The sequence below is a fragment of the Gemmatimonadota bacterium genome, assembly GCA_026706345.1.
Classification (GTDB): domain Bacteria; phylum JAAXHH01; class JAAXHH01; order JAAXHH01; family JAAXHH01; genus JAAXHH01.
On the sequence record JAPOYX010000109.1, the window covers coordinates 22,916 to 42,850 of the forward strand.

General features: G+C 60.5%; 13 protein-coding genes. 4 read left to right on the forward strand and 9 right to left on the reverse strand.

Translation table 11 applies throughout. The features are described from left to right. Nucleotides 1-38: 38 nt before the first annotated feature. The 6 genes from OXG98_07685 to OXG98_07710 all read right to left on the reverse strand — a co-directional run bounded on the left by OXG98_07685 (nt 39) and on the right by OXG98_07710 (nt 12,107). Nucleotides 39-2,855: a vitamin B12-dependent ribonucleotide reductase gene (locus tag OXG98_07685; GenBank protein MCY3771883.1), complete on the reverse strand. Its 2,817-nt coding sequence runs from the start codon at nt 2,853-2,855 to the stop codon at nt 39-41. Between the two features lie 136 nt (nt 2,856-2,991). Then, nucleotides 2,992-3,507 carry a transcriptional regulator NrdR gene (nrdR, locus tag OXG98_07690; protein MCY3771884.1) on the reverse strand — a complete coding sequence of 172 codons (516 nt, stop codon included), beginning with the start codon at nt 3,505-3,507 and terminating at the stop codon, nt 2,992-2,994. Nucleotides 3,508-3,766: 259 nt separating this feature from the next. Further along, on the reverse strand, nt 3,767-4,339 hold the full coding sequence (locus tag OXG98_07695) for an outer membrane beta-barrel protein (GenBank protein MCY3771885.1): 573 nt from the start codon (nt 4,337-4,339) through the stop codon (nt 3,767-3,769). 255 nt (nt 4,340-4,594) lie between these two features. Beyond that, a complete protein-coding gene (locus OXG98_07700) occupies nt 4,595-7,030 on the reverse strand; it encodes an ABC transporter permease (GenBank protein ID MCY3771886.1) in 2,436 nt (811 codons plus the stop codon). Between the two features lie 143 nt (nt 7,031-7,173). Continuing rightward, entirely contained in the window at nt 7,174-9,621 is a 2,448-nt protein-coding gene (locus tag OXG98_07705; protein MCY3771887.1) for an ABC transporter permease, read from the reverse strand. Between the two features lie 41 nt (nt 9,622-9,662). After that, nucleotides 9,663-12,107 carry an ABC transporter permease gene (locus tag OXG98_07710; GenBank protein ID MCY3771888.1) on the reverse strand — a complete coding sequence of 815 codons (2,445 nt, stop codon included), beginning with the start codon at nt 12,105-12,107 and terminating at the stop codon, nt 9,663-9,665. 296 nt (nt 12,108-12,403) lie between these two features. Here OXG98_07710 and OXG98_07715 point away from each other — a divergent pair, with 296 nt between their 5' ends. Then, nucleotides 12,404-13,738, forward strand: coding sequence for a replication-associated recombination protein A (locus OXG98_07715; GenBank protein ID MCY3771889.1), 1,335 nt, complete (start codon nt 12,404-12,406; stop codon nt 13,736-13,738). Between the two features lie 120 nt (nt 13,739-13,858). On the opposite strand, the gene OXG98_07720 is transcribed toward OXG98_07715, so the two are convergent. Next, nucleotides 13,859-14,434 (reverse strand): hypothetical protein, encoded by a 576-nt coding sequence (locus OXG98_07720; protein MCY3771890.1) that lies wholly within the window; start codon nt 14,432-14,434, stop codon nt 13,859-13,861. A gap of 133 nt (nt 14,435-14,567) precedes the next feature. Then, on the reverse strand, nt 14,568-15,416 hold the full coding sequence (gene larE / locus OXG98_07725; protein ID MCY3771891.1) for an ATP-dependent sacrificial sulfur transferase LarE: 849 nt from the start codon (nt 15,414-15,416) through the stop codon (nt 14,568-14,570). 317 nt (nt 15,417-15,733) lie between these two features. Here larE and trpS point away from each other — a divergent pair, with 317 nt between their 5' ends. The 3 genes from trpS (at nt 15,734) to OXG98_07740 (ending at nt 19,275) form a co-directional block, all read left to right on the forward strand. Next, nucleotides 15,734-16,882 carry a tryptophan--tRNA ligase gene (gene trpS, locus OXG98_07730; GenBank protein MCY3771892.1) on the forward strand — a complete coding sequence of 383 codons (1,149 nt, stop codon included), beginning with the start codon at nt 15,734-15,736 and terminating at the stop codon, nt 16,880-16,882. 243 nt (nt 16,883-17,125) lie between these two features. Further along, entirely contained in the window at nt 17,126-18,265 is a 1,140-nt protein-coding gene (locus OXG98_07735) for a hypothetical protein (GenBank protein ID MCY3771893.1), read from the forward strand. A 101-nt stretch (nt 18,266-18,366) separates the two neighbouring features. Further along, complete coding sequence (locus OXG98_07740) at nt 18,367-19,275, forward strand: ion transporter (protein MCY3771894.1); 909 nt, start codon at nt 18,367-18,369, stop codon at nt 19,273-19,275. 133 nt (nt 19,276-19,408) lie between these two features. Here the strand turns inward: OXG98_07740 and OXG98_07745 are convergent, their stop codons facing one another. Then, complete coding sequence (locus tag OXG98_07745) at nt 19,409-19,753, reverse strand: cupin domain-containing protein (protein MCY3771895.1); 345 nt, start codon at nt 19,751-19,753, stop codon at nt 19,409-19,411. Between the last annotated feature and the right edge of the window lie 182 nt (nt 19,754-19,935).

Genomic DNA, 19,935 nt, shown 5'->3' on the forward strand with positions numbered 1-19,935 from the left:
CGCTCCCCGGGCGAGGAGCAGTGGTCGTTTCCGTTACCTCACGAACAACCGCTCGTCGATCCGCACTCACGGCACACGTAGCACGAACCGTTGCGGGTCATCAGGCTGCCGCAGTCCGAGCAGGACGGCGCGTCGGCCTGGGCTACATAGACCTCGTGTTCCTGGTTCTCCTGCGCGGTCATCGTCTGATCCATGGCGTTCGAATGCATGGTGTTGTCCATGTCCTTGTCCGCCACGATCTCCGAATGGCTGTCCTCGGGCAGGAACTTCACCGCGAGCCACCGGAAGATGTAATCGGTGATGGACTTGGCCATGGGCACTTCTTTACTACCCGTGAATCCGGCCGGTTCGAACCGCATGTGGCTGAACTTTCGGATCAGGCTTTCCAGCGGCACGCCGTACTGCAGCGACACGGATATGGCCGTGGCGAAGGCGTCCATCATGCCGGATACCGTGCTGCCTTCCTTGGACATCCTGAGAAAGATCTCGCCGGGCTGGCCGTCTTCGAAGAGGCCGACGGTCAGGTAGCCCTCGTGGCCGGCTATGCTGAACTTGTGCGTGATCGCCTCGCGCTCGTCCGGCAACCGCCGGCGAACGGGCTGGACCTCGGCGCCCTCTTCTTCGTTCTCCGAAGCCTTGGTGCTGAGCGGCTGGGTGCGCTTGGAACCGTCGCGGTAGATGGCCAGGGCCTTGAGCCCCATCTTGCCGCCCTGCAGGCACACGTTCATGACGTCTTCGACCGTGGCCTCGTTGGGGAGGTTGACCGTCTTGGAAATGGCGCCCGAAATGAAGGGCTGCGCCGCCGCCATCATCTTCACGTGTCCCATGTGGTGGATGGAACGGCTTCCGTTCTCGGTCCGGAACGCGCAGTCGAAGACCGGCAGGTGTTCCTGGAGCAGGTGGGGCGCGCCCTCGATGGTCCCGTGCTCATCGATGTAATGGACGATTCGCTCGATCTGCGGCTTGGAGTAACCCAGTTTCTCCAGGGCGGAATACACGGTGCGGTTCACGATCTTCATCGTGCCGCCGCCCACCAGGCGCTTGTACTTGACCAGGGCGATGTCGGGCTCGATTCCCGTCGTGTCGCAGTCCATCATGAAGGCGATGGTTCCCGTGGGCGCGAGCACCGTGGCCTGGCTGTTCTTGTACCCGTGCTTCTTGCCATGGGCGAGCGCATTGTCCCACGCGGTGCGCGCGGCGTCCAGCAGGTTCTTGTCCACCATCTCCGCCTGGATGTCGTCCACCGCGTCCCGGTGCTTCTGCATGACCCGCAGCATGGGCTCGTTGTTGACCTCATAGCCTTCGAAAGTACCCAGGTTTTCGGCGAGCTCCGAGGACCGGTAGTATCCCTGCCCGGTCATCAGCGCCGTGATGGCGCCCGCGAAGGCGCGTCCCCCGTCGCTGTCGTAGGGCAGGCCCATGGCCATGAGCAGCGCGCCGAGATTGGCGTAGCCCAGTCCCAGCTGCCGGAAGGCGCGGGCGTTCACGCCGATCTTTTCCGTGGGATAGCTCGCGTTGTCGACGATGATGTCCTGCGCCATGATCATGATGTTGACCGTGTGGATGAACCCCACCACGTCGAAGGTGCCTTCGTCGGTCAGGTACTTGAGCAGGTTGATGGAGGCCAGGTTGCACGCGCTGTTGTCCAGGTGCATGTACTCGGAACAGGGATTGCTGGCGTTGATGCGGTCCGTGTTGGCGCAGGTGTGCCAGTCGTTGATGGTCGTATCGTACTGCATGCCGGGGTCGCCGCACTGCCACGCCGCTTCCGCTATCCAGGACATGACGTCCGTCGCCTTCAGGCTCTCGATCGGCTTCTTCTTGGTGATCGACTGGAGCGTCCAGTCCTCGTCCTTTTCCACTGCGTCCAGGAAGTCGTCCGTCACCCGCACGGAGTTGTTGGCGTTCTGGAATTGGATGGAGCTCCAGGCGTCGCCGTTCAGGGTCATGTCCCAGCCGGCGTCGCCGAGGGCGTAGGCCTTGCGCTCCTCGTTCGCCTTGCACCAGATGAACTCCACCACGTCGGGATGATCGATGTCCAGGACGACCATCTTGGCCGCCCGCCGGGTCTTGCCCCCCGACTTGATGGATCCGGCCACCGAATCGGCCGCCCGCATGAAGGAGACCGGCCCGGAGGCCTGGCCGCCCGAAGAGAGGATCTCTTTGGACGAGCGGATCCGGGACAGGTTCACCCCGGCCCCCGAACCGCCCTTGAAGATCATGCCTTCGACCTTGCACCACTCGAGGATGGATTCCATGGAGTCGTCGACCGAAAGGATGAAGCACGCCGAGCACTGGGGCGTGTCCTCGACGCCCACGTTGAACCACACCGGACTGTTGAAGGTGGCGCGCTGATGGAGGATGATCTGTTTCAGTTCGTTGTGGAAGGTGTCGGCGTCTTCCTCCGATGCGAAGTAACCCTGGGCGCGTCCCCAGCCCGCGATCGTGTCCGCCACGCGGTCGATCATGTGCTTGACGCTGTTTTCGCGCTTCGGCGTGCCGAGGGGGCCGCGGAAATACTTGGACACGACGACGTTGGTGGCCAGTTGCGACCAGTCGGCAGGGATCTCCACGTCCTTCTGCTCGAAGACGACATCGCCGCCGTCTCCCGCGATGGTGGCCGTCCGCTTCTCCCATTCCACCCCTTCATAGGGATCGACGCCCGGATTGCTGTACAGGCGCTCGACGGCCAGGCCGCCATCCTTGAGCGGCACTTCAGCGACCGGCACTTCAGCGACCGGCGCGTCGACGGCGGACGCGTCTTCAACAGACACGCCGGCGGCAGATTCCTCCGTATCTTCGATCATGAGATCGGGATCATCTTTTAGTTTTAAACCCAGTCTTTCTGTAGCCATGCGTGCCCCCTCGAATCACCTTCTTCGATCTGTAATGATTGACCAATGTGTAGATTGCGTTGGTTGATTGCGCTGATTGTGTATTAAAAAGTAATACCTGATCCATGCGTGTAGACCAGGTACCTGAATCCTTTGCTTAATTCGGATCGGGTTGGTCTTTGACGACCGACTCGGGCTGGTCCTTGACGACCGAAGCCAGCTCCTGCTTCTCCAGTTGCTCGAGCTCTTCCGCGAATTCGCTCCGGTCCTTGAAATCCCGGTAGACCGAGGCGAAACGCACGTAGGCCACTTCATCGATCTTGCGCAGTTCCCGGATGATGAATTCGCCGATCTTGTCGGAAGGGACCTCGCGGTCGTTCAGGTTGCTGACGTAGTATACCACCCGGTCCACGAGTTCGTGCAGTTGATCAGCGGAAATCATGCGTTTCGTGCAGGCCAGCTTCAGTCCGTGCATGATCTTTCCGCGGTCGAAGACCTCCCGGCGGCCGTCGGATTTCACCACCATCAATTCTTCTTCCTCGATGGCCTCGTAGGTCGTAAAACGCTTGGCGCAGGACAGACACTCGCGTCGTCTGCGGATGGTTCTTCCGCTCTGGATGGTGCGGGAGTCGACTACATGGCTGTTCAACGTGCCACACGCAGGACATCGCATCTGCGGCGGATCTCCGGTTGTAATTGATTGATAATTTATGAATTAAGAATCACAAGGTGTTGTGGTATAAAACGACGTAACAACCAAGATATAGTATTGCATCGGGGGTTGCAAGTATCTTTTGCAACTATTTTTCTTTTTGTCGTGTAAGTCGTTTTCGTGACCCGTAAACAAATAAAAACGCCCCCCGGTATCATCTGCCGGGGGGCGTTTGCAAACGGTTTTCTGATGTCTGAGGCCGTAACTTCAGATCACGGCACTAGGGACTGAACACAAGAGATACGGTGATCGGTATCCATTTTGTGGCCTCGCCTTCCGTCGCCGCGTGACTGTACCGCGCATCGATGGCCACGCCGATCGAAGGATTGATGGGAATATGAACACCTCCCCCTATCGTAAAGCTAAAAACAGTCTCCGTATTACTGATACTGATCGATTCGCCAAGAAGGGAGCCAGTAACCTTCCATTCGCCTCGCGTCAACCCTATGCCTCCTTGCCCATACACACTTATAGGGGAAGTAGAGGAGCGGAGCATAACTCCGAGGTTCGCACCGGTGAGTTTTACATCTTCGCTCACACCGGGGCCTAAGTCTTCTTCCGGACTATATTTGCTGTAGTGACCTTCCAATACCGCATGCAAGTTCTGAAAAACCGGCACAGATGCTCCAGCTCGTATCGCCGGTCCATTGTTTATTCCCTCGGCGTCTATGGGGATACCCAGACCGCCTCCTACGATAAACGACGGCGAAATCTCCTGGGCATGTACGGTTTTATGCGTAGATAACGGCACGAGGACAGTCGCGGCCAGGAAGGCAATCGCTGCCTTTCTCATAAGACTGCTCTTTAGATGAAAAGGGATACAGAAATGAGGAGTGATGAATGAGTGTATGACAAGTATACGTGATTCATCTCGGCATGTCAATATGTTTCCGGGGAAATCAAGCAGCTATAAACGCTCGTAAGTCTTTGGAAAAACAGCTCATGCGAGTTGACTCTACAGGCCAAGATCAACGGTCCAGCAAAAGAACTGCAAGTCGGTTCTGTCGTGCGATATCCAGTGTTTACTATAATCTCGAAAATCTCGAAGCTACTCCATCCGCAGGGATTCGACCGGATTCGCGGTGGCGGCCCGCAAAGCCTGGAAGCTCACCGTCAGGAGCGCAATGGCCATGGCGATGGTTCCGGCCAGGATGAAGGTGGTCCAACCCAGGTCTACGCGATAGGCGAAGTTGTCCAGCCAGGTGCTCATCGCAAGATAGGCGACCGGCCAGGCCAGCGCGTTGGCCAGGATCACGAGCCGGACGAATTCGCTGGACAACAGCGCGATAAGACTGGAGGGAGATGCGCCAAGGACCTTGCGGACCCCGATTTCCTTCGTGCGCCGTTCCGCGGTGAAGGAGGACAGCCCGACGAGCCCGAGGCAGGCGATGATAACGGCCAGTACGGCGAAGCTTACGAAGATCCTGGCAAAACGCTCCTCGGCTTCATGCAGGCGCGCAAAGGTGTCCTCCACGAAGAAGTATTCGAAAGCCCAATCGGGATTTACTTCATGCCATGCTTCCTCGATCGCCGAAAGCCCTTCCGACATGCGACCGGCATCGATTTTGATCATGGCGTAACCGCCCGGATAGTTCGGAAACAGCACCAGCGGTTCGATGGGTTCGTATAAGGCGGCGTAGTGGAAATCCCTGACCACGCCTACGATCGACGGCCGCAATTCACCGCGCTCATCGGAATCCGTGATCAGTTCCTGCAACCCTTCGATCTCCTTGCCCAACGCCTCGCCGGCGGATGCATAGCCAAGCCGGTCAACGGCCGCTTCGTTGACTACGACCGCACCCGTCGCCGTCCAATCGCCGGTGAACGCGGAATCGAAGTTCCGACCCGCCACCAGTTCGATGCCGAAAATCTCGATGAAATCATCGTCTACCCAGGCCTGGTACATATCAATCGTCGATGATTCGTCCTGGCCCCGTCTGCGCGCCTTGATCGGCGCCGCGGCGTTCTTGTGCCCGGGAAGAAGGAAATTCATAGAGACGTTCGTCACCGCAGGTATCTCCTTCAGCCGCGCTTTGTAAACGCTGGATTTTACGACCACCGGCGCGAAGGTCTGAGGCACCGCGACGACCTGGTCGGAATTGAGCCCCATGTTCCGTGCGCGTATGAAATCGAGCTGGCTGTAGACCACGCCGGTGCAGATGATCAGGGCGATCGAAATCACGAACTGGCCCACGACCAGGACCCGGCGGATCGTCACGTTTCCGGCGCCCGGGGAGCGCAGGCCGCTCAGCGCCCGGACCGGTGCGAGTCCGGACAGGTAAAGGGCCGGATAGCTTCCCGAGACGAATCCCACCACGGCGCCGATCGCCACGACGGCACCCAGGGCGAACCAGGTGGTATCGGCATCCAGGGACAGGGATTTGCCCGTGAGCAGGTTGAACCACGGCAGGCTCAGCAAGGCAAGCAGAAGGGCAACGCAGACCGCAAGCCCGGTCATGATCATGGACTCGCTGATGAACTGCCGGATCACCTGGCCCCTGGCCGCGCCGAAGGTCTTTCTCAGGCCGATTTCCGCCGCCCTTCCCGCGGACCGTGCGGTGGCCAGGTTCATAAAGTTGATACACGCGATGAGGATGATGAATACGGCGATGGCGCCGAAGAGGTAGACGTACCGGACATCGCTGTTCGGGGCCAGCTCCCGCTCGAGATGAGAGTGGAGGTGTATATCCGTGACCGGCTGCAGCCTCAAGGTCAATGTCGAAGATTCACCGTCATATCGGTCGCCCACGTACTTCTCCACGAAGTCGGGCAGTTTGGCTTCCAGTTCACCCGGATCGCTGCCCTCGCGAAGCAGGACGTAGCTGTACGACTTGCGCCAGTCCCACACGTCGGCCGGATTGGGCGAGTAGTGCTCCTGGATCCGGAACGCCGCGAGTATGTCGAATCCGAAGTGCGTGTTGGCGGGCAGGTCCCGCATGACGCCGGTCACCTCGAAGTGGAAGGATCCTTCGGCGTCCAGGATCTTGCCCATGGGATTCTCGTCGCCGAAGTATTTCCGGGCGATGGACTCCGACAGTACGACTTTGTCGATACCGGCCAGGGCCGTCCGGGGATCGCCGGTTATCAGCGGCACGTCGAACACGTTGAAGACCGACGAGTCGGCCAGGTAGAAGTTCCGTTCGTAGAAACCCCGGTCCCCGTACTTGATCATCCAGGCGTTGCCGGGCGGTACGAAACGCACCATGTCTTCCACTTCGGGGAAATCCTCGCGCATGAACTTGACCGTGGGCATCATCACTTCGGCGGTCCGGATCACCTGGTCGCGGTCCCGCTCTTCCGAGATCACGCGGTAGATGCGGTCCGCCTTCTCATGATACCGGTCGTAACTAAGCTCGTCGCGGATGTACAGAAGGATGAGGAGCGCGCACGCGATCCCGAGCGCCAGGCTCATCACGTTGATGGACGCATAGCCCTTCTGGCGATTCAGATGGCGCACGGCCACCGTCAGGTAGTTACGGAACATGGCGCACTCGCTTTATCTGATGGGCGAAAAAACGAAAACACGCGTTCTGCCGCGTCCTGCGTCGGAATGGACCGCGTCACGCGTCGGGATCTACGCATCCTGCGTCGGAATGGACCGCGTCCTGCGTCGGTATTTTCCGCGCCCTATTCGGTCCGTAGAGACTCGACGGGATTGGCGGTGGCCGCCCGCACGGCCTGGTAACTCACCGTCAGGAGGGCGAGCGCGAGGGCAAGCGCGGCGGCCAGAACGAAGGTCATCCCGTCCAGGGCGACACGGTACGCGAAATCGTCGAGCCAACGATTCATCGCGAAATAGGCGGCTGGCCAGGCGATTACGTTGGCCACGATCACGAGCCGGACGAATTCCCCCGACATCAACCCGATCAAGTTCGGCGTGGACGCGCCAAGAACCTTGCGCACTCCGATTTCCTTCGTGCGCCGTTCCGCGGTGAAGGAGGAGAGGCCCACGAGACCAAGGCAGGCGATAAACACGGCCAGTGCGGCGAAACTGACGAAAATCCTGCCGAAGCGCTGCTCGGATTCGTAGAGACGCGCATAAGTGTCTTCCACGAAAAAGTATTCGAAGGCGAAGTCCGGGTTCAGGTCTCTCCATGCTTCGTCGATCGCCGACAGGCCTTCCGGAAGTTGATTGGCACTGATCTTGACGACCACGTGGCTGTCGTCGGACTCGGGAAAGAGTACCAGAGGTTCTATCGGTTCATGCAGCGAAGCGTAGTGGAAGTCTTTCACGACGCCGACGATACTGCGCGGTTCCGCGGTTTCCTCATCGAAACCGTGTCGCTCGTCAAAAACCCAGTCAAACCGACCATCCAGGGCTTCCTCGGCGGAACCGTAACCCAGCCGGGAAACGGCGGCTTCGTTTAATATCGTCCCGCCGCCCGCTCCATACCAGTCGGCGACGTACGCGCGATCGAAGAACCTGCCGGCGGCCAGTTCCATGCCGAACGTATCGAAAAACATGTCGTCCGTCCAGGCCTGGTTCATCTCGATCTTGGCGTCATCACCTTCGCCCGATCTGCGCACAACGGCGGTGATCACGGCGTTCTTGTGAAAAGGCAGGATAAAGGTAGCCGTGGCATCCTCCACGTGCGGACTTTCCCGCACCCGCTGCCTATATAGTCGCGCCTTTTCAATGACCGGGGTAAACGTCAGCGGCACGGCGACGAGCCGTTCCGTGTCCATACCCAGGTTCCGGTTTCGGAGGTAGTTGAGCTGGTCGTACACGACGCCTGTGCAGATGATCAGGGCGATCGAGATCACGAACTGGCCCGCGACCAGCGTTCTGCGCATGCCCACGTTTCCGGCGTCTCCGGACAACGCGCCCTTCAGGGTATCGATCGGAGTGAGTCCGGACAGGTAAAGCGCGGGATAGCTTCCCGATATCAGCCCGACCACGATGCCGGTCACCGTCGCGGAGCCCAGGATGAACCACGCAGTATCCGCGCCCAGTGAAATGGTTTTGCCTGATACCAGGCTGAACCAGGGCAACCCGATCACCACCGACAGCACCGCGATGCATACCGCCAGGCCACTCATGATCAGGGATTCGCTCAGGAACTGCCGCATCACCTGGCCCCGGGCCGCGCCGAAGACCCTGCGCAAACCGATTTCCCGGGCCCGGCCCGCGGATCGGGCGGTCGCCAGGTTCATGAAGTTGATGCAGGCGATGAGGATGATAAAAACGGCGATGGCGGCGAAGAGGTATACGTACCGGATGTCGCTGTTCGGCGTCAGTTCCCGCTCGAGTCGGGAATGAAGGTGGATGTCCGTCACGGGCTGCAGCCGGTAGGTCAGCGATGACGTTTCACCGTCGTGGATATCACCGACGTACTTCTCCACGAAAGCGGGCAACCTGGCTTCCAGTGCGGCCGGATCGCTTCCCTCCCTGAGCAGGACGTAGCTGTGAGACTTGCGCCAGCCCCAGTCGTCGAGCGACTGCTCTGTAAACGCCTCCTGGATCCGGAATGACGCGAGTATGTCGAATCCGAGGTGCGTATTGGACGGCAGGTCCGCCATGACGCCGGTCACTTCAAGATGAAAGGTCCCTTCGGCGTCCAGGATCTTCCCCATGGGATTCTCCTCGCCGAAGTATTTCCGGGCGACGGACTCGGACAGCACGACCCTGTCGTTTCCGCTCAGCGCGGTCCGGGGATTGCCTGCCAGAAGCGGGACGTCAAAGACGTTGAATACCGAAGAGTCGGCCAGGTAAAAAGACCGTTCGTTGAATCTCCTGTCGCCGTACTTGACCATCCAGGCGTTCACGGGAGGGTTGAAGCGCACCATGTCTTCCACCTCGGGGAAGTCTTGGCGCATGAACCTGGCCGTAGGCGTCATGACTTCGGCGGACCGTATGGAACGGACAACCCCGCCGCCCTGCCGTTCCTCCGAGATCACGCGGTAGATGCGGTTCGCATTTTCGTGAAACCGGTCATAGCTCAACTCGTCCCGGATATAGAGCATGATGAGCAGGCAACACGCGATCCCGAGCGCCAGGCTCATCACGTTGATGAACGAGTAACCCTTCCTGCGACTCAGATGCCGGACGGCAACCGTGAAGTAGTTTCTGAACATGGAAAAATGATACCGTGTCTACAACGGACGAGAGATGCGATCTACTCGGCCCGCAAAGACTCCACCGGATTGGCCGTGGAGGCCCGGACGGCCTGGTAACTAACGGTCAGGAGGGCGATCGCCATGGCGAGAATGCCAGCCAGAATGAAGGTTGCCCAACCCAGGTCGACGCGGTAGGCGAAGTTGTCCAGCCATCTGTTCATTACCAGGTAGGCGGCCGGCCAGGCGAAAACGTTGGCCACGATCACGAGACGGACGTATTCGTTGGACAGCAGGCGAAACAGGTTCGGAATGGAGGCGCCCAGGACCTTGCGGACCCCGATTTCCTTCGTGCGCCGTTCCGCGGTGAAGGAGGAGAGGCCGACGAGACCGAGGCAGGCGATGAGCACGGCCAGGGCGGCAAAGCTTACGAATATCCTGCCGAAGCGCTGTTCGGCCTCATACAAGCGCCCGAAGATGTCTTCCACGAAGAAATACTCGAAGGCAAACTCCGGGTTTACTTCCTGCCATACGTCTTCGATCACTGCAAGGCCTTCAGACAGGGATTCCGACTTGATCTTGATGACGACGTGACCACCCTGGTAGTCGGCGAACATGACCAACGGTCCTATAGGTTGGTGCAAAGACGTGTAGTGAAAGTCCTTCACAACGCCGACGATCCTGCGCAGTTGCTTTTCTTCCTCTTCCCACCCCTGCCGCAGTTCCCGCACCCAGTTCACTTCCTTGCCCAGGGCTTCATCCGGTGAATCGTATCCCAGCCTGCTTACGGCCGCTTCGTTCAATATCGCAGCGCCCCCCGCCGTCTGCCATCCCCAGTCGCTGACGAAGGAGGGGTCGAAGTACCTGCCCGTGACGAGCTCAATGCCCAACGTCTCCACAAAGTCTTCATCCGTCCAGGCCTGGCTCATATCGATTTTCTCGAATTCGCTTTCGCCCGTCCGCTGCAACGTGATGGGTATCACGGCGTTCTTGTGACCGGGAAGGATGTACGTGGAGGTAGCGTTAGTAATGTACGGACTTTCCTTCACGCGTTGCTTGTAAATCCTCGCCGTTTCCTGGACCGGGTCGAAAGTCAGGGGGACGGCCACGACCATGTCCGTGTTCAACCCCATGTTTCTCTTGCGGATGAAATCCATCTGGCTGTAAACCACACCGGTACATAGGTTCAGTTCTGGCGAAGGGACGAACTGGCTTACGACCAGCACCCGGCGCATACCGGCCGTGCCGGAACCGGATGCGAGCGTTCCCTTGAGCGTCTCGATCGGCGCCAGTCCAGCCAGGTAAAACGCGGGATAGCTGCCCGACACGCACCCGACTACGACACCGATGGCCACCGCGGCGCCCAGGGCGAACAAGACGGTCCCCGAATCCAGGAACATGGTCTTGCCCGTAAGCAGATTGAACCACGGCAGACTGATCCACGCCAGAAGCAAAGCGAGGCACACGGCCATTCCGCTCATCAGCAATGATTCGACGAGGAACTGCCGCGCCATCTGGATGCGGACCGCGCCGAATACCTTTCGGAGGCCGATTTCCCTGGCCCTGCCCGCGGATCGGGCGGTCGCCAGGTTCATGAAGTTGATGCAGGCGATGACGATGATGAATACCGCGATAGCGGTGAAAAGATAAATGTATCTGATATCGCTGTTGGGCGTCAGTTCCCGTTCCAGGCGCGAATGAAGATGGATATCCGTTACAGGCTGCAGCCTGTATGTGAGTGAGGCTTCGCCGCTTTCGTAGCGGTTTCCGAGGTGTTTTTCCACGAAAGCGGGCAGCTTGGCTTCCAGCTCCGCCGGGTCGCTTCCTTCCCGGAGCACGATGTAACTGTGGGCCGTGCGCCAGCCCCACTCGTCGACCTTGTTGTAGGAGTAGGCTTCCTGGATCTTGAAGGACGCGAGTATGTCGAACCCGAGGTGGGTATTGGAGGGCAGGTCCGGCATAATGCCGGTCACTTCGAGGTGAAAAGTCCCTTCGGAGTCCAGGATCTTCCCCATGGGGTTCTCATCGCCGAAGTATTTTCTGGCAATGGACTCGGACAGCACGATCTTGTCGTTTCCGGTCAGCGCCGTCCTGGGATTGCCCGTCAGCAGGGGGACCTGGAACACGTCGAAAACCGTCGTGTCGGCCAGGTAGAAATTCCGTTCGTAGAACCCCTTGTCTCCGTACTTGACCATCCAGGCGTTACCGGGCGGGACGAGGCGAACCATATCCTCGATTTCCGGGAAATCCTGGCGCATGTACCAGACCGTGGGTATCAGGACATCGGCGGTACGAACGACCTCGCCTCCCTGCCTTTGTTCGGCCGTTACGCGGTATGTTCGGTCCGCGCGGTCGTAATAACGGTCATAACTCAGCTCGTCCCGGATGTAGAGCAGGATGAGCAGGCAGCACGCGATCCCGAGCGCCAGGCTCATGACATTGATGAACGAATAGCCCTTCTGGCGGTTCAGGTGGCGGATTGCCACGGTAATGTAGTTTCGAAACACAGCGCCCTCTAAGTCGATATGCCTGTCAGGGATGCCAGGTTGGTCTACCAGTCTTATGAAGACCGCATAAGACGGCCCCATATTCCACCGTCAGGGATGCACCGGCCCTTGATTCAATATCATTCGTGGCAATACTTCTGTATAATACTCCATTAACATGGATTTCACCCGTATATTCTGTAAGTTTACTTAAAGAAACCCTGTGGGTACTCATTTACGAAAGTATCACGGTTAAGCGCTGATTTTCGTGGATCGGGAAGCCCGTACGTGACTTTATCGAAACAATTTCTGAAACCATGACCGATCTCTTCTCCGACCAGGCCGAAAAGCAACTTCAGCGGGAAGCGCCGCTCGCGGCCCGCATGCGGCCGGATTCGCTGGAGGGCTTCCTCGGACAGCAGGGGCTGGTCGGCCAGGGACGTCTGTTGAACGAGTCCATCGAGCGGGACAGCCCATTCTCGATGATCCTGTGGGGGCCGCCGGGTTCCGGCAAGACCACCCTCGCCTTCATCATCGCCCGATCGACGGATTCCCACTTCGTCGCGTTGAGCGCCGTGAGCGCCGGCGTGAGGGACCTGCACAGGGCCACCTCCGAGGCCCGCGACCGGCTGGGCATGCACGGCAAGCGGACTATCTTGTTCATCGACGAGATCCATCGCTTCAACAAGCTGCAGCAGGACGCCGTCCTGCCGACCGTGGAGAACGGCACGCTGACCCTTATCGGCGCCACCACGGAGAACCCCTCTTTCGAGGTCAACAACGCCCTGCTTTCCCGCTGCCGGGTGCTGCGCCTGGAGCCGCTGCCTGAGGAGGACCTGCAAAGGATCGTTCGTAACGCGCTGGAGGACGACGAGCGCGGCCTGGGCGGGCGGAACATCGAGATGGACGAAGAGGCAGTCGCACACCTGGCTTCCGTGGCCGGGGGCGACGCGCGAATAGCCCTGAACACGCTCGAAGTGGCCGCCATGACCACGCCGCGCGACGACGGGACCCGGATCCGGCTGACCGTGAAGGAGATCGACGAAGCCCTGCAGCACCGGTCGCCGCAGTACGACAAGGGCGGGGACTGGCACTTCGACGCCATTTCCGCCCTGCACAAGAGTGTGCGGGACTCCGATCCGGACGGCGCGCTCTACTGGCTGGCCCGGATGCTCATCGCCGGCGACGATCCCCTCTACATCGCGCGCCGTATCATTCGCATGTCGGTGGAGGACATCGGACTGGCCGACCCCTTCGCCCTGACCCTGTCCACCTCCGCCCAGCAGGCCGTCCATTTCGTGGGTCAGCCCGAAGGCGACCTGATGCTCGCCCACGCGGTGGTTTACCTCGCCACCGCCCCCAAGAGCAACGCGGTCTACGCGGCCTTCTCGAAGGCGCGGCAGGACGCGGAGCAGACGAGCGACGAGCCGGTGCCAATGCATCTGCGCAACGCGCCGACCCGCCTGATGAAGGAAATGGACCACGGCAAGGGATACCGGTACGCCCACGACTACGACGGGGCGGCCGTGGACCAGGAGCACCTGCCCGATTCCCTCAAGGGGCGGCGCTACTACGAACCCACAGACCGGGGCCGGGAAGAGAAGATCCGTACCTGGATGGAGAAGATGCGGAAGATCAGGGAACGGGGCTGATTGGATTGCGCGCAGTGGGACCACACCCGGAATCCGCGCGACCGGTAGAACATCTTTTACGTGATCTCCTTGAGAACTGGTCGGGATGCCCAGGCCCTCGCGCGACCGGTACTACCTCTGTCACGCGGTCGCCTTGCGGTAGCAGAAGTCGAAGAGCAGTTCCCACTCGCGCTGCTGGATGCCGCGGCAGAGATCGCCGGCCGGGACGCCACCCACGTTGGCGCCCTCGCACAGGTCGATGAAGGCGAAGGGATCCCAGGAGGACTGAGACATCAGGTACGCGGCCTCTTCCGGCAGCTTGTCCGTACCTGACGCGATGGTCGCCGCCTCATCCCTCAGTTCGGGATAGATGTCGTGGTCGCCGACGCGGCCGAACCAGTATTTCCCGTTGGGATAATCCGGTTCGCGGCGGTGCATGATGCCGTGCCAGAAGCTGCCCGTGGGCGTGGTGATCTGCTGGCTGAGGGTGTGCGAGGTGACCAGGAAATCGTGGTACAGCCACAGGCCGGACCGGCATCCCTCGGCCATCATCCGGTCGCTGATGCTGTTGGGCGCGAAGGCCTCGTCCAGGTCCAGGGCCTCCAGGCCGGCCTTCGCCGAACTGTTTTCCTCGCCCGGGTCCAGCGGCATGATGCGGGGCGTCTTGAGCAGTTCCGCGAACACGGGTCCGTATGCGGCAGGGTCGAAGGAAGACATAGTCGATCCTTTCGTGATTCCGGTTGTCTCTTGGTCGAAGTGCCGGGGTGTAACCGGGTAACGCCGTCTGGCTTAGCCGCAGGAGACCTTATAGCATCGCGGCCATAGCGGCTCCAGCGCAGTCAGGACTACCTCACGGCGTCTCGGTGGCTGCCGCTTTACGCTTCTTCAGCACCTCGTTCATGCTGCCTGTGCGGTAACCTTCCAGGTCCAGCGTGACGTAGTCGTAGCCGATTTCCTTGAGATACGCCGCAATCTCGCCATGGTGTTCGATGGCCTTCCCCAGGTCGGCGGGCTCCGTCTCGATACGGGCCATGTTCTTGTGGTGGCGCACCCGGAACTGCCTGAGACCCAGGCCGCGGATGAACGCTTCGGCCCGGCCGACCTGCTTGAGGGCTTCGATGGAAATGGGATCGCCGTAGGGAAAACGCGACGACAGGCAGGCCAGGGACGGCTTGTCCGCCGTGGGCAGGCCAAGACGCTCGGACAATGCGCGCACGTCGGCCTTTGAGAACCCGGCGTCCTTCAAAGGACTGCGCACGCCGTGTTCCCGGATCGCCAGCATGCCCGGACGGAAGTCGCTGATGTCGTCCACGATGCTGCCTTCGCAGATGAAGGCCGCGCCTTCTTCCCGGGCGATCTCCTTCAGGCGGCTGTAGAGTTCATCGCGACAGAAATAGCACCTGCGCGGGTTGTTCTGCATGTACTCCGCGTTGTGGACTTCCTCCGTGTCCACGTAGCGGTGGCGGGCGCCCATCCACCCGGCCAGTTCGGCGGCTTCGTTCTTCTCCTCTTCCGGCAGCGATTCGGACACGCCGGTTACGCCCAGTGCGCGGTCTTCCAGCACGTCGGAGGCTACCTTGAGCAGCAGCGTGCTGTCCACACCGGCGGAGAAGGCCACCAGGACGCTGCCCATGGCGCGCAGGTCTTCTCGGAGCGACTGGTACTTTTCGTCCAGGGTGGATGATTCGTTCCTGTTCACGTCCCGCTCCCTGATTGAACCCCGTTACACAGGTGGCAAAAGACCGCTGTCGATATCGGCGGATTCGCCATTCCGGCTTACCTTCGGAAGCGGCCCGCCGCCATGATTTCGCTTGACAGAACGGGCGTTCCGCCGCTTTTTAACACGTCTGTTTCAGGTTGAAACAAGATACGCTGCGCCCGGTATCATGACAACGGTTTTTTGCAGCGAATCGCCGTGAATGAAGGGTTCTGGAGGTCCTTGAAAGTTCGTAAAGGAGCAAGATCCGTCATGATCGTTGATGGGCCCTCGAGGTCCACGAAGGAGCAAGATCCGTCATGAAGGTGGACGAACAGAAAGTGTCGAGTCCCGTGCCGGAAGAAGGGATGGGGTCGGGTCCCACGGCAGGCGATGATGATACAGGAAGCGCGGCCGGCGACAGTAAGGCGGGTGCGGCCGGCGATAGCAAGGCGGGTGCGGAGGGCGATAGCAAGGCGGGTGCGGAGGGCGAACCGACCCGGCTGTACAGCGGCATCCAGCCCACCGGCGACATTCACATCGGGAACTACCTGGGCGCCGTGGCCAACTGGGCCAAGCTGATTCCGCGGTACGACTGCGTCTACTGCGTCGTGGACTACCACGCCATCACCATCGAGTACGACCCGGACACCATGCGGGAAGCCGTGCTGGACACCGCCACGATGGGCATCGCCTGCGGCCTCGACCCCGCCCGTTGTACGCTCTTCGTTCAGTCCCACGTGACCGAAACCCTGGAACTGGCCTGGATCTTCAGCACCTGCACCGCGATCGGGGCCCTGGAACGGATGACCCAGTTCAAGGACAAGGCCGCCCAGCACAAGCAGAACATCAACGCGGGCCTGTTCACCTATCCCGTGCTCCAGGCCGCGGACATCCTGGGCGTCAAGGCCGACGGCGTACCCGTGGGCGACGACCAGTCCCAGCACCTGGAGTTGACGCGCGAAATCGCCCGGCGCTTCAACCATCTTTACGGACCCGTGTTCCCAGAGGCGAAGACGCTGTACAGCCCCGCGCCGCGCATCATGGGCCTGGACGGCCAGTCCAAGATGAGCAAGAGCCAGGAAAACTACATCGCGATGAAGGACCGCAGCGATACGGTCAGGAAGAAGCTCAGCACCGCCTATACCGACCCGAACCGGCTGCGAAGATCGGATCCCGGCAATCCGGATATCTGCAACATCTTCACGCTGCACAAGTCCTTCTCAAGTCCCGACGAGGTGGCGGCCATCGATTCGGAATGCCGGAGCGCGGGCATCGGCTGCGTCGACTGCAAGAAGAAGCTGGGCGACAACATGGAGACCGCGATGGCGCCGATCCAGGACAAGTACGAAGATCTGACCCGCCGGCCCGACGATGTGCGGGACGCCCTTGCCGCGGGCGCCGACAGGGTAAGGACGCTTACGTCGGAGACCATGACGGAGGTCCGTCAGAGCCTGGGTTTGCGTTAGCGGAGAAGACACGCGAAGACACCATGTTTCTACACAGGATGGAACCCCCGGGCATTCCCTGCGTTTATAACAACGTGTTACAATCTCCTCAACGGAATCGTCCGGTACACCACGCAGGAGCGCGGTACTTCTGACGGAATCCCGCGCCGGTTCGTTCCGCGCCGGTTCGTTCCGCGCCGGTTCGTTCCGCGCACCCGCACGCGGATCGGACGCCCGCTTGTAATCCTATCCTAAGAATCATGCATGGATATTTACTCGAAAGACTACACCCACCATTCCCGGCTCCTGGGACGGACCGTATCCTTTCGCCGCAACACGGCCAAGTACCTGCTGATCGCCTTCGCAGTCGCCGGACTGCTCCACGGTCTCTCCCTGCTGGCCCTCCTGTCCACGGGCATGCTCGAAGACAAGGACATGATCGAGCTCACCCTCGCGCCCTACGAGCGCCTGGAACAGCTCGAACAGGCCTACATGGAGATGCAGAATCCGCCGACTCTGGTCGACGTGCCGGAAGAAGCCCGCGTGGAGGAGCCGCCGGACGATCCAGACGCCGACGTGGCGGACAAGAATTCCATCGCGCGAGACCTGCTGGAGGACACGGAGTTGCCCGAAGGACCGGCTTATTCCGAAGGCGACCTGGAGATCAGGACGATGGAGGATGCGGACGAAGAGGAAGAACAGCAGCACGATCCCTTTGCCGGCGGCGTCCCGCTCACGCCCCGGGAGGGCGGCATCGAGAATTTCGAGGAGTTGGAAGACCCGCCGCTGTGGACCTCGGACCTGATCATCCGGCCCGAGTTCCGAGGCAGCGGCGGACGGGAAGGCCGCGGTGAAGGTGGGACGGAAGGATCCGAAGTCGCCTCGGCGCCGCGTCCTACCGGTCCGGAAGCCCCGGTTTTCATCCCCCAGGACGACATGAACGAACTGGCGCAAATGGCCCGCGAACCCGCGTACGAACGACACAGGCGGTTCGGATTCGGCTTCGGAAACACCGGGCCGAGGGTACCCCGGACGAACAACCGCCACACCTCGGTCAAGGACTACGGCGATTTCTCGCTCAGCACCTATGCCTGGGACTACGCGCCCTACCTGTACATCCTCCGCGAACGGGTCCGGCGGCGCTGGTTCGCACCGGAAGCATTCAATCTCGGCCTGGTGAGCGGGCGGGTCATCATACGCTTCAAGATCATGCCCGACGGCGCCCTGCGCGACCTTGAGGTCTTATCTTACAGAGACAATGATATCCCCTACCAATCCCTCGTCGCGTCGAGCCGCAACGCCATCGAATCCTCCAGCCCCTTCCCGCCGCTTCCCGCGGATTTCCTTCATCCCTATCTGGAAATCACCGGCACCTTCTACTACCAGATCCTCCGTGCGAGGTAAAGGGCGTGGGGATTGTCGAATGTGCTCGCTTCTCCGGAGCGTAGGCCTGTGAGAGCGCAAACGAGGTAACCGTTGAAAGCGCAAATCGTGCGAGGTAACCGTTGAAAGCGCAAATCGGACGGCTGGTAGACTCGAAGGGGTTTCAGCACACCGTACTCGGGGTGATCTCGGCGGCCGCCGTACTGGTGGGTCTGGAAACCTCGCGGGATCTGGTGGCCCGGTACGGCGTCTGGCTGCACCGGCTCGACCAGGTGGTCCTGTCGTTCTTCGTCGTGGAAGCCCTGCTGAAGATGGCGCGTCACGGCCGTCAGTGGTACCGGTATTTCGGCGACCGCTGGAACGTGTTCGATTTCCTCATCGTGGTGGCCTGCCTGTTGCCCGCGGGAGGACAATACGCGGCGGTGCTGCGCCTGGCCCGGGTGCTCCGGGCGCTGCGGCTGGTGACCGCGGTGCCGAAACTGCAGTTGCTGGTCAATTCGCTGCTCAAGTCGGTCACGTCGCTGGGGTATGTCGGCCTGCTGCTGGGCGTGCTGTTCTACGTCTACGCGGTACTGGGCGTCTACCTCTTTCGCGGCAACGACCCGGTCCACTTTCAGGACCTGTCGACGGCCCTGCTGACCCTCTTCCGGGTGGTGACCCTGGAGGACTGGACCGACGTGATGTACATCCAGATGTACGGCAGTGACGCCTACCCGAACTACGCGGACTTCGCGCAGGCCCATTTGCGGGAAGCTTCGCGGGCCATGCCCGTCCTTGGCGCCGCCTTCTTCGTCACCTTCGTGATGCTGGGCACCATGATCATGCTGAACCTCTTCATCGGCGTCATCATCAACTCCATGTCGGAGGCCCAGGCCGACCGCGAGTCGGAGGAAAGGCGCCGGCACCTGGAACGGGATGGCCGAATCAGTGTGGGGGATGAAATCGGGTTGATAGAGGAAGAGATCCAGAAACTCTCGAGGCGGCTGAAATCCCTGCGCGGAAGGGCGGACGAAGATAGGGGCGATGCCTGATTAATCGCAGCGACGCCTGATTCGTGCGGACACGGAGCGTCTGAACCGCAGCCGACGCGGAATCTGCGTGGATACAGACCAACTGAACCGCTTCCGATACGTGATTGCGCAGAGGGGACGATTCACGCAGGAATCAGATCTGCTCGCCGCCGTCCGGTCCGTAGAAGATGACCCACGTCTTCATCGACTCACCGAAATCCAGGAACCGGTGCTCGACCCCCGCGGGCACGAAGAAGAAATCGCCGGCCTCAAACGGCACGACCTCGCCCCTCATTTCGAACTTTCCCTCCCCTTCAACGATCACGTAGCACTCGTCGCGGCGGTGAGGCGTCTGGTCGTCCACCCCCCGGGGGATGTACAGCTCGATCTGCAACTCGCCGCGCTCCAGGGCAACGAAGAACCGGTCTCCGTTCGGCGCGGGGATCTTCGCGGCGATTTCCGCGGGGGTGATTCTTCTGCATTCGGTTCTTTTCATCATGTAGCCTTCCAATCATGTCCGTAAATACCGCATCGATCGGGCAAAAGCCTACAACGCTACTTCCTTCACGACGAGGTTCGTGATTCTCTCGAGCAAGTCCTCGAGGTATTCAAGATCGTGCCTCTCCTGCCGACCGAGCACATACTTCTGGATATCCACAAGCTCATTCCGGAAGCCCTCAC

Bases quoted from the DNA above. Each gene is read 5' to 3' on its own strand.
- OXG98_07695 (MCY3771885.1), bottom strand. From the start codon at position 4,339: ATGAGAAAGGCAGCGATTGCCTTCCTGGCCGCGACTGTCCTCGTGCCG.
- OXG98_07705 (MCY3771887.1), bottom strand. From the start codon at position 9,621: ATGTTCAGAAACTACTTCACGGTTGCCGTCCGGCATCTGAGTCGCAGG.
- OXG98_07720 (MCY3771890.1), bottom strand. From the start codon at position 14,434: ATGTCTTCCTTCGACCCTGCCGCATACGGACCCGTGTTCGCGGAACTG.
- OXG98_07700 (MCY3771886.1), bottom strand. From the start codon at position 7,030: ATGTTCCGTAACTACCTGACGGTGGCCGTGCGCCATCTGAATCGCCAG.
- OXG98_07685 (MCY3771883.1), bottom strand. From the start codon at position 2,855: ATGGCTACAGAAAGACTGGGTTTAAAACTAAAAGATGATCCCGATCTC.
- trpS (MCY3771892.1), top strand. From the start codon at position 15,734: ATGAAGGTGGACGAACAGAAAGTGTCGAGTCCCGTGCCGGAAGAAGGG.
- OXG98_07735 (MCY3771893.1), top strand. From the start codon at position 17,126: ATGGATATTTACTCGAAAGACTACACCCACCATTCCCGGCTCCTGGGA.
- OXG98_07715 (MCY3771889.1), top strand. From the start codon at position 12,404: ATGACCGATCTCTTCTCCGACCAGGCCGAAAAGCAACTTCAGCGGGAA.
- OXG98_07745 (MCY3771895.1), bottom strand. From the start codon at position 19,753: ATGATGAAAAGAACCGAATGCAGAAGAATCACCCCCGCGGAAATCGCC.
- nrdR (MCY3771884.1), bottom strand. From the start codon at position 3,507: ATGCGATGTCCTGCGTGTGGCACGTTGAACAGCCATGTAGTCGACTCC.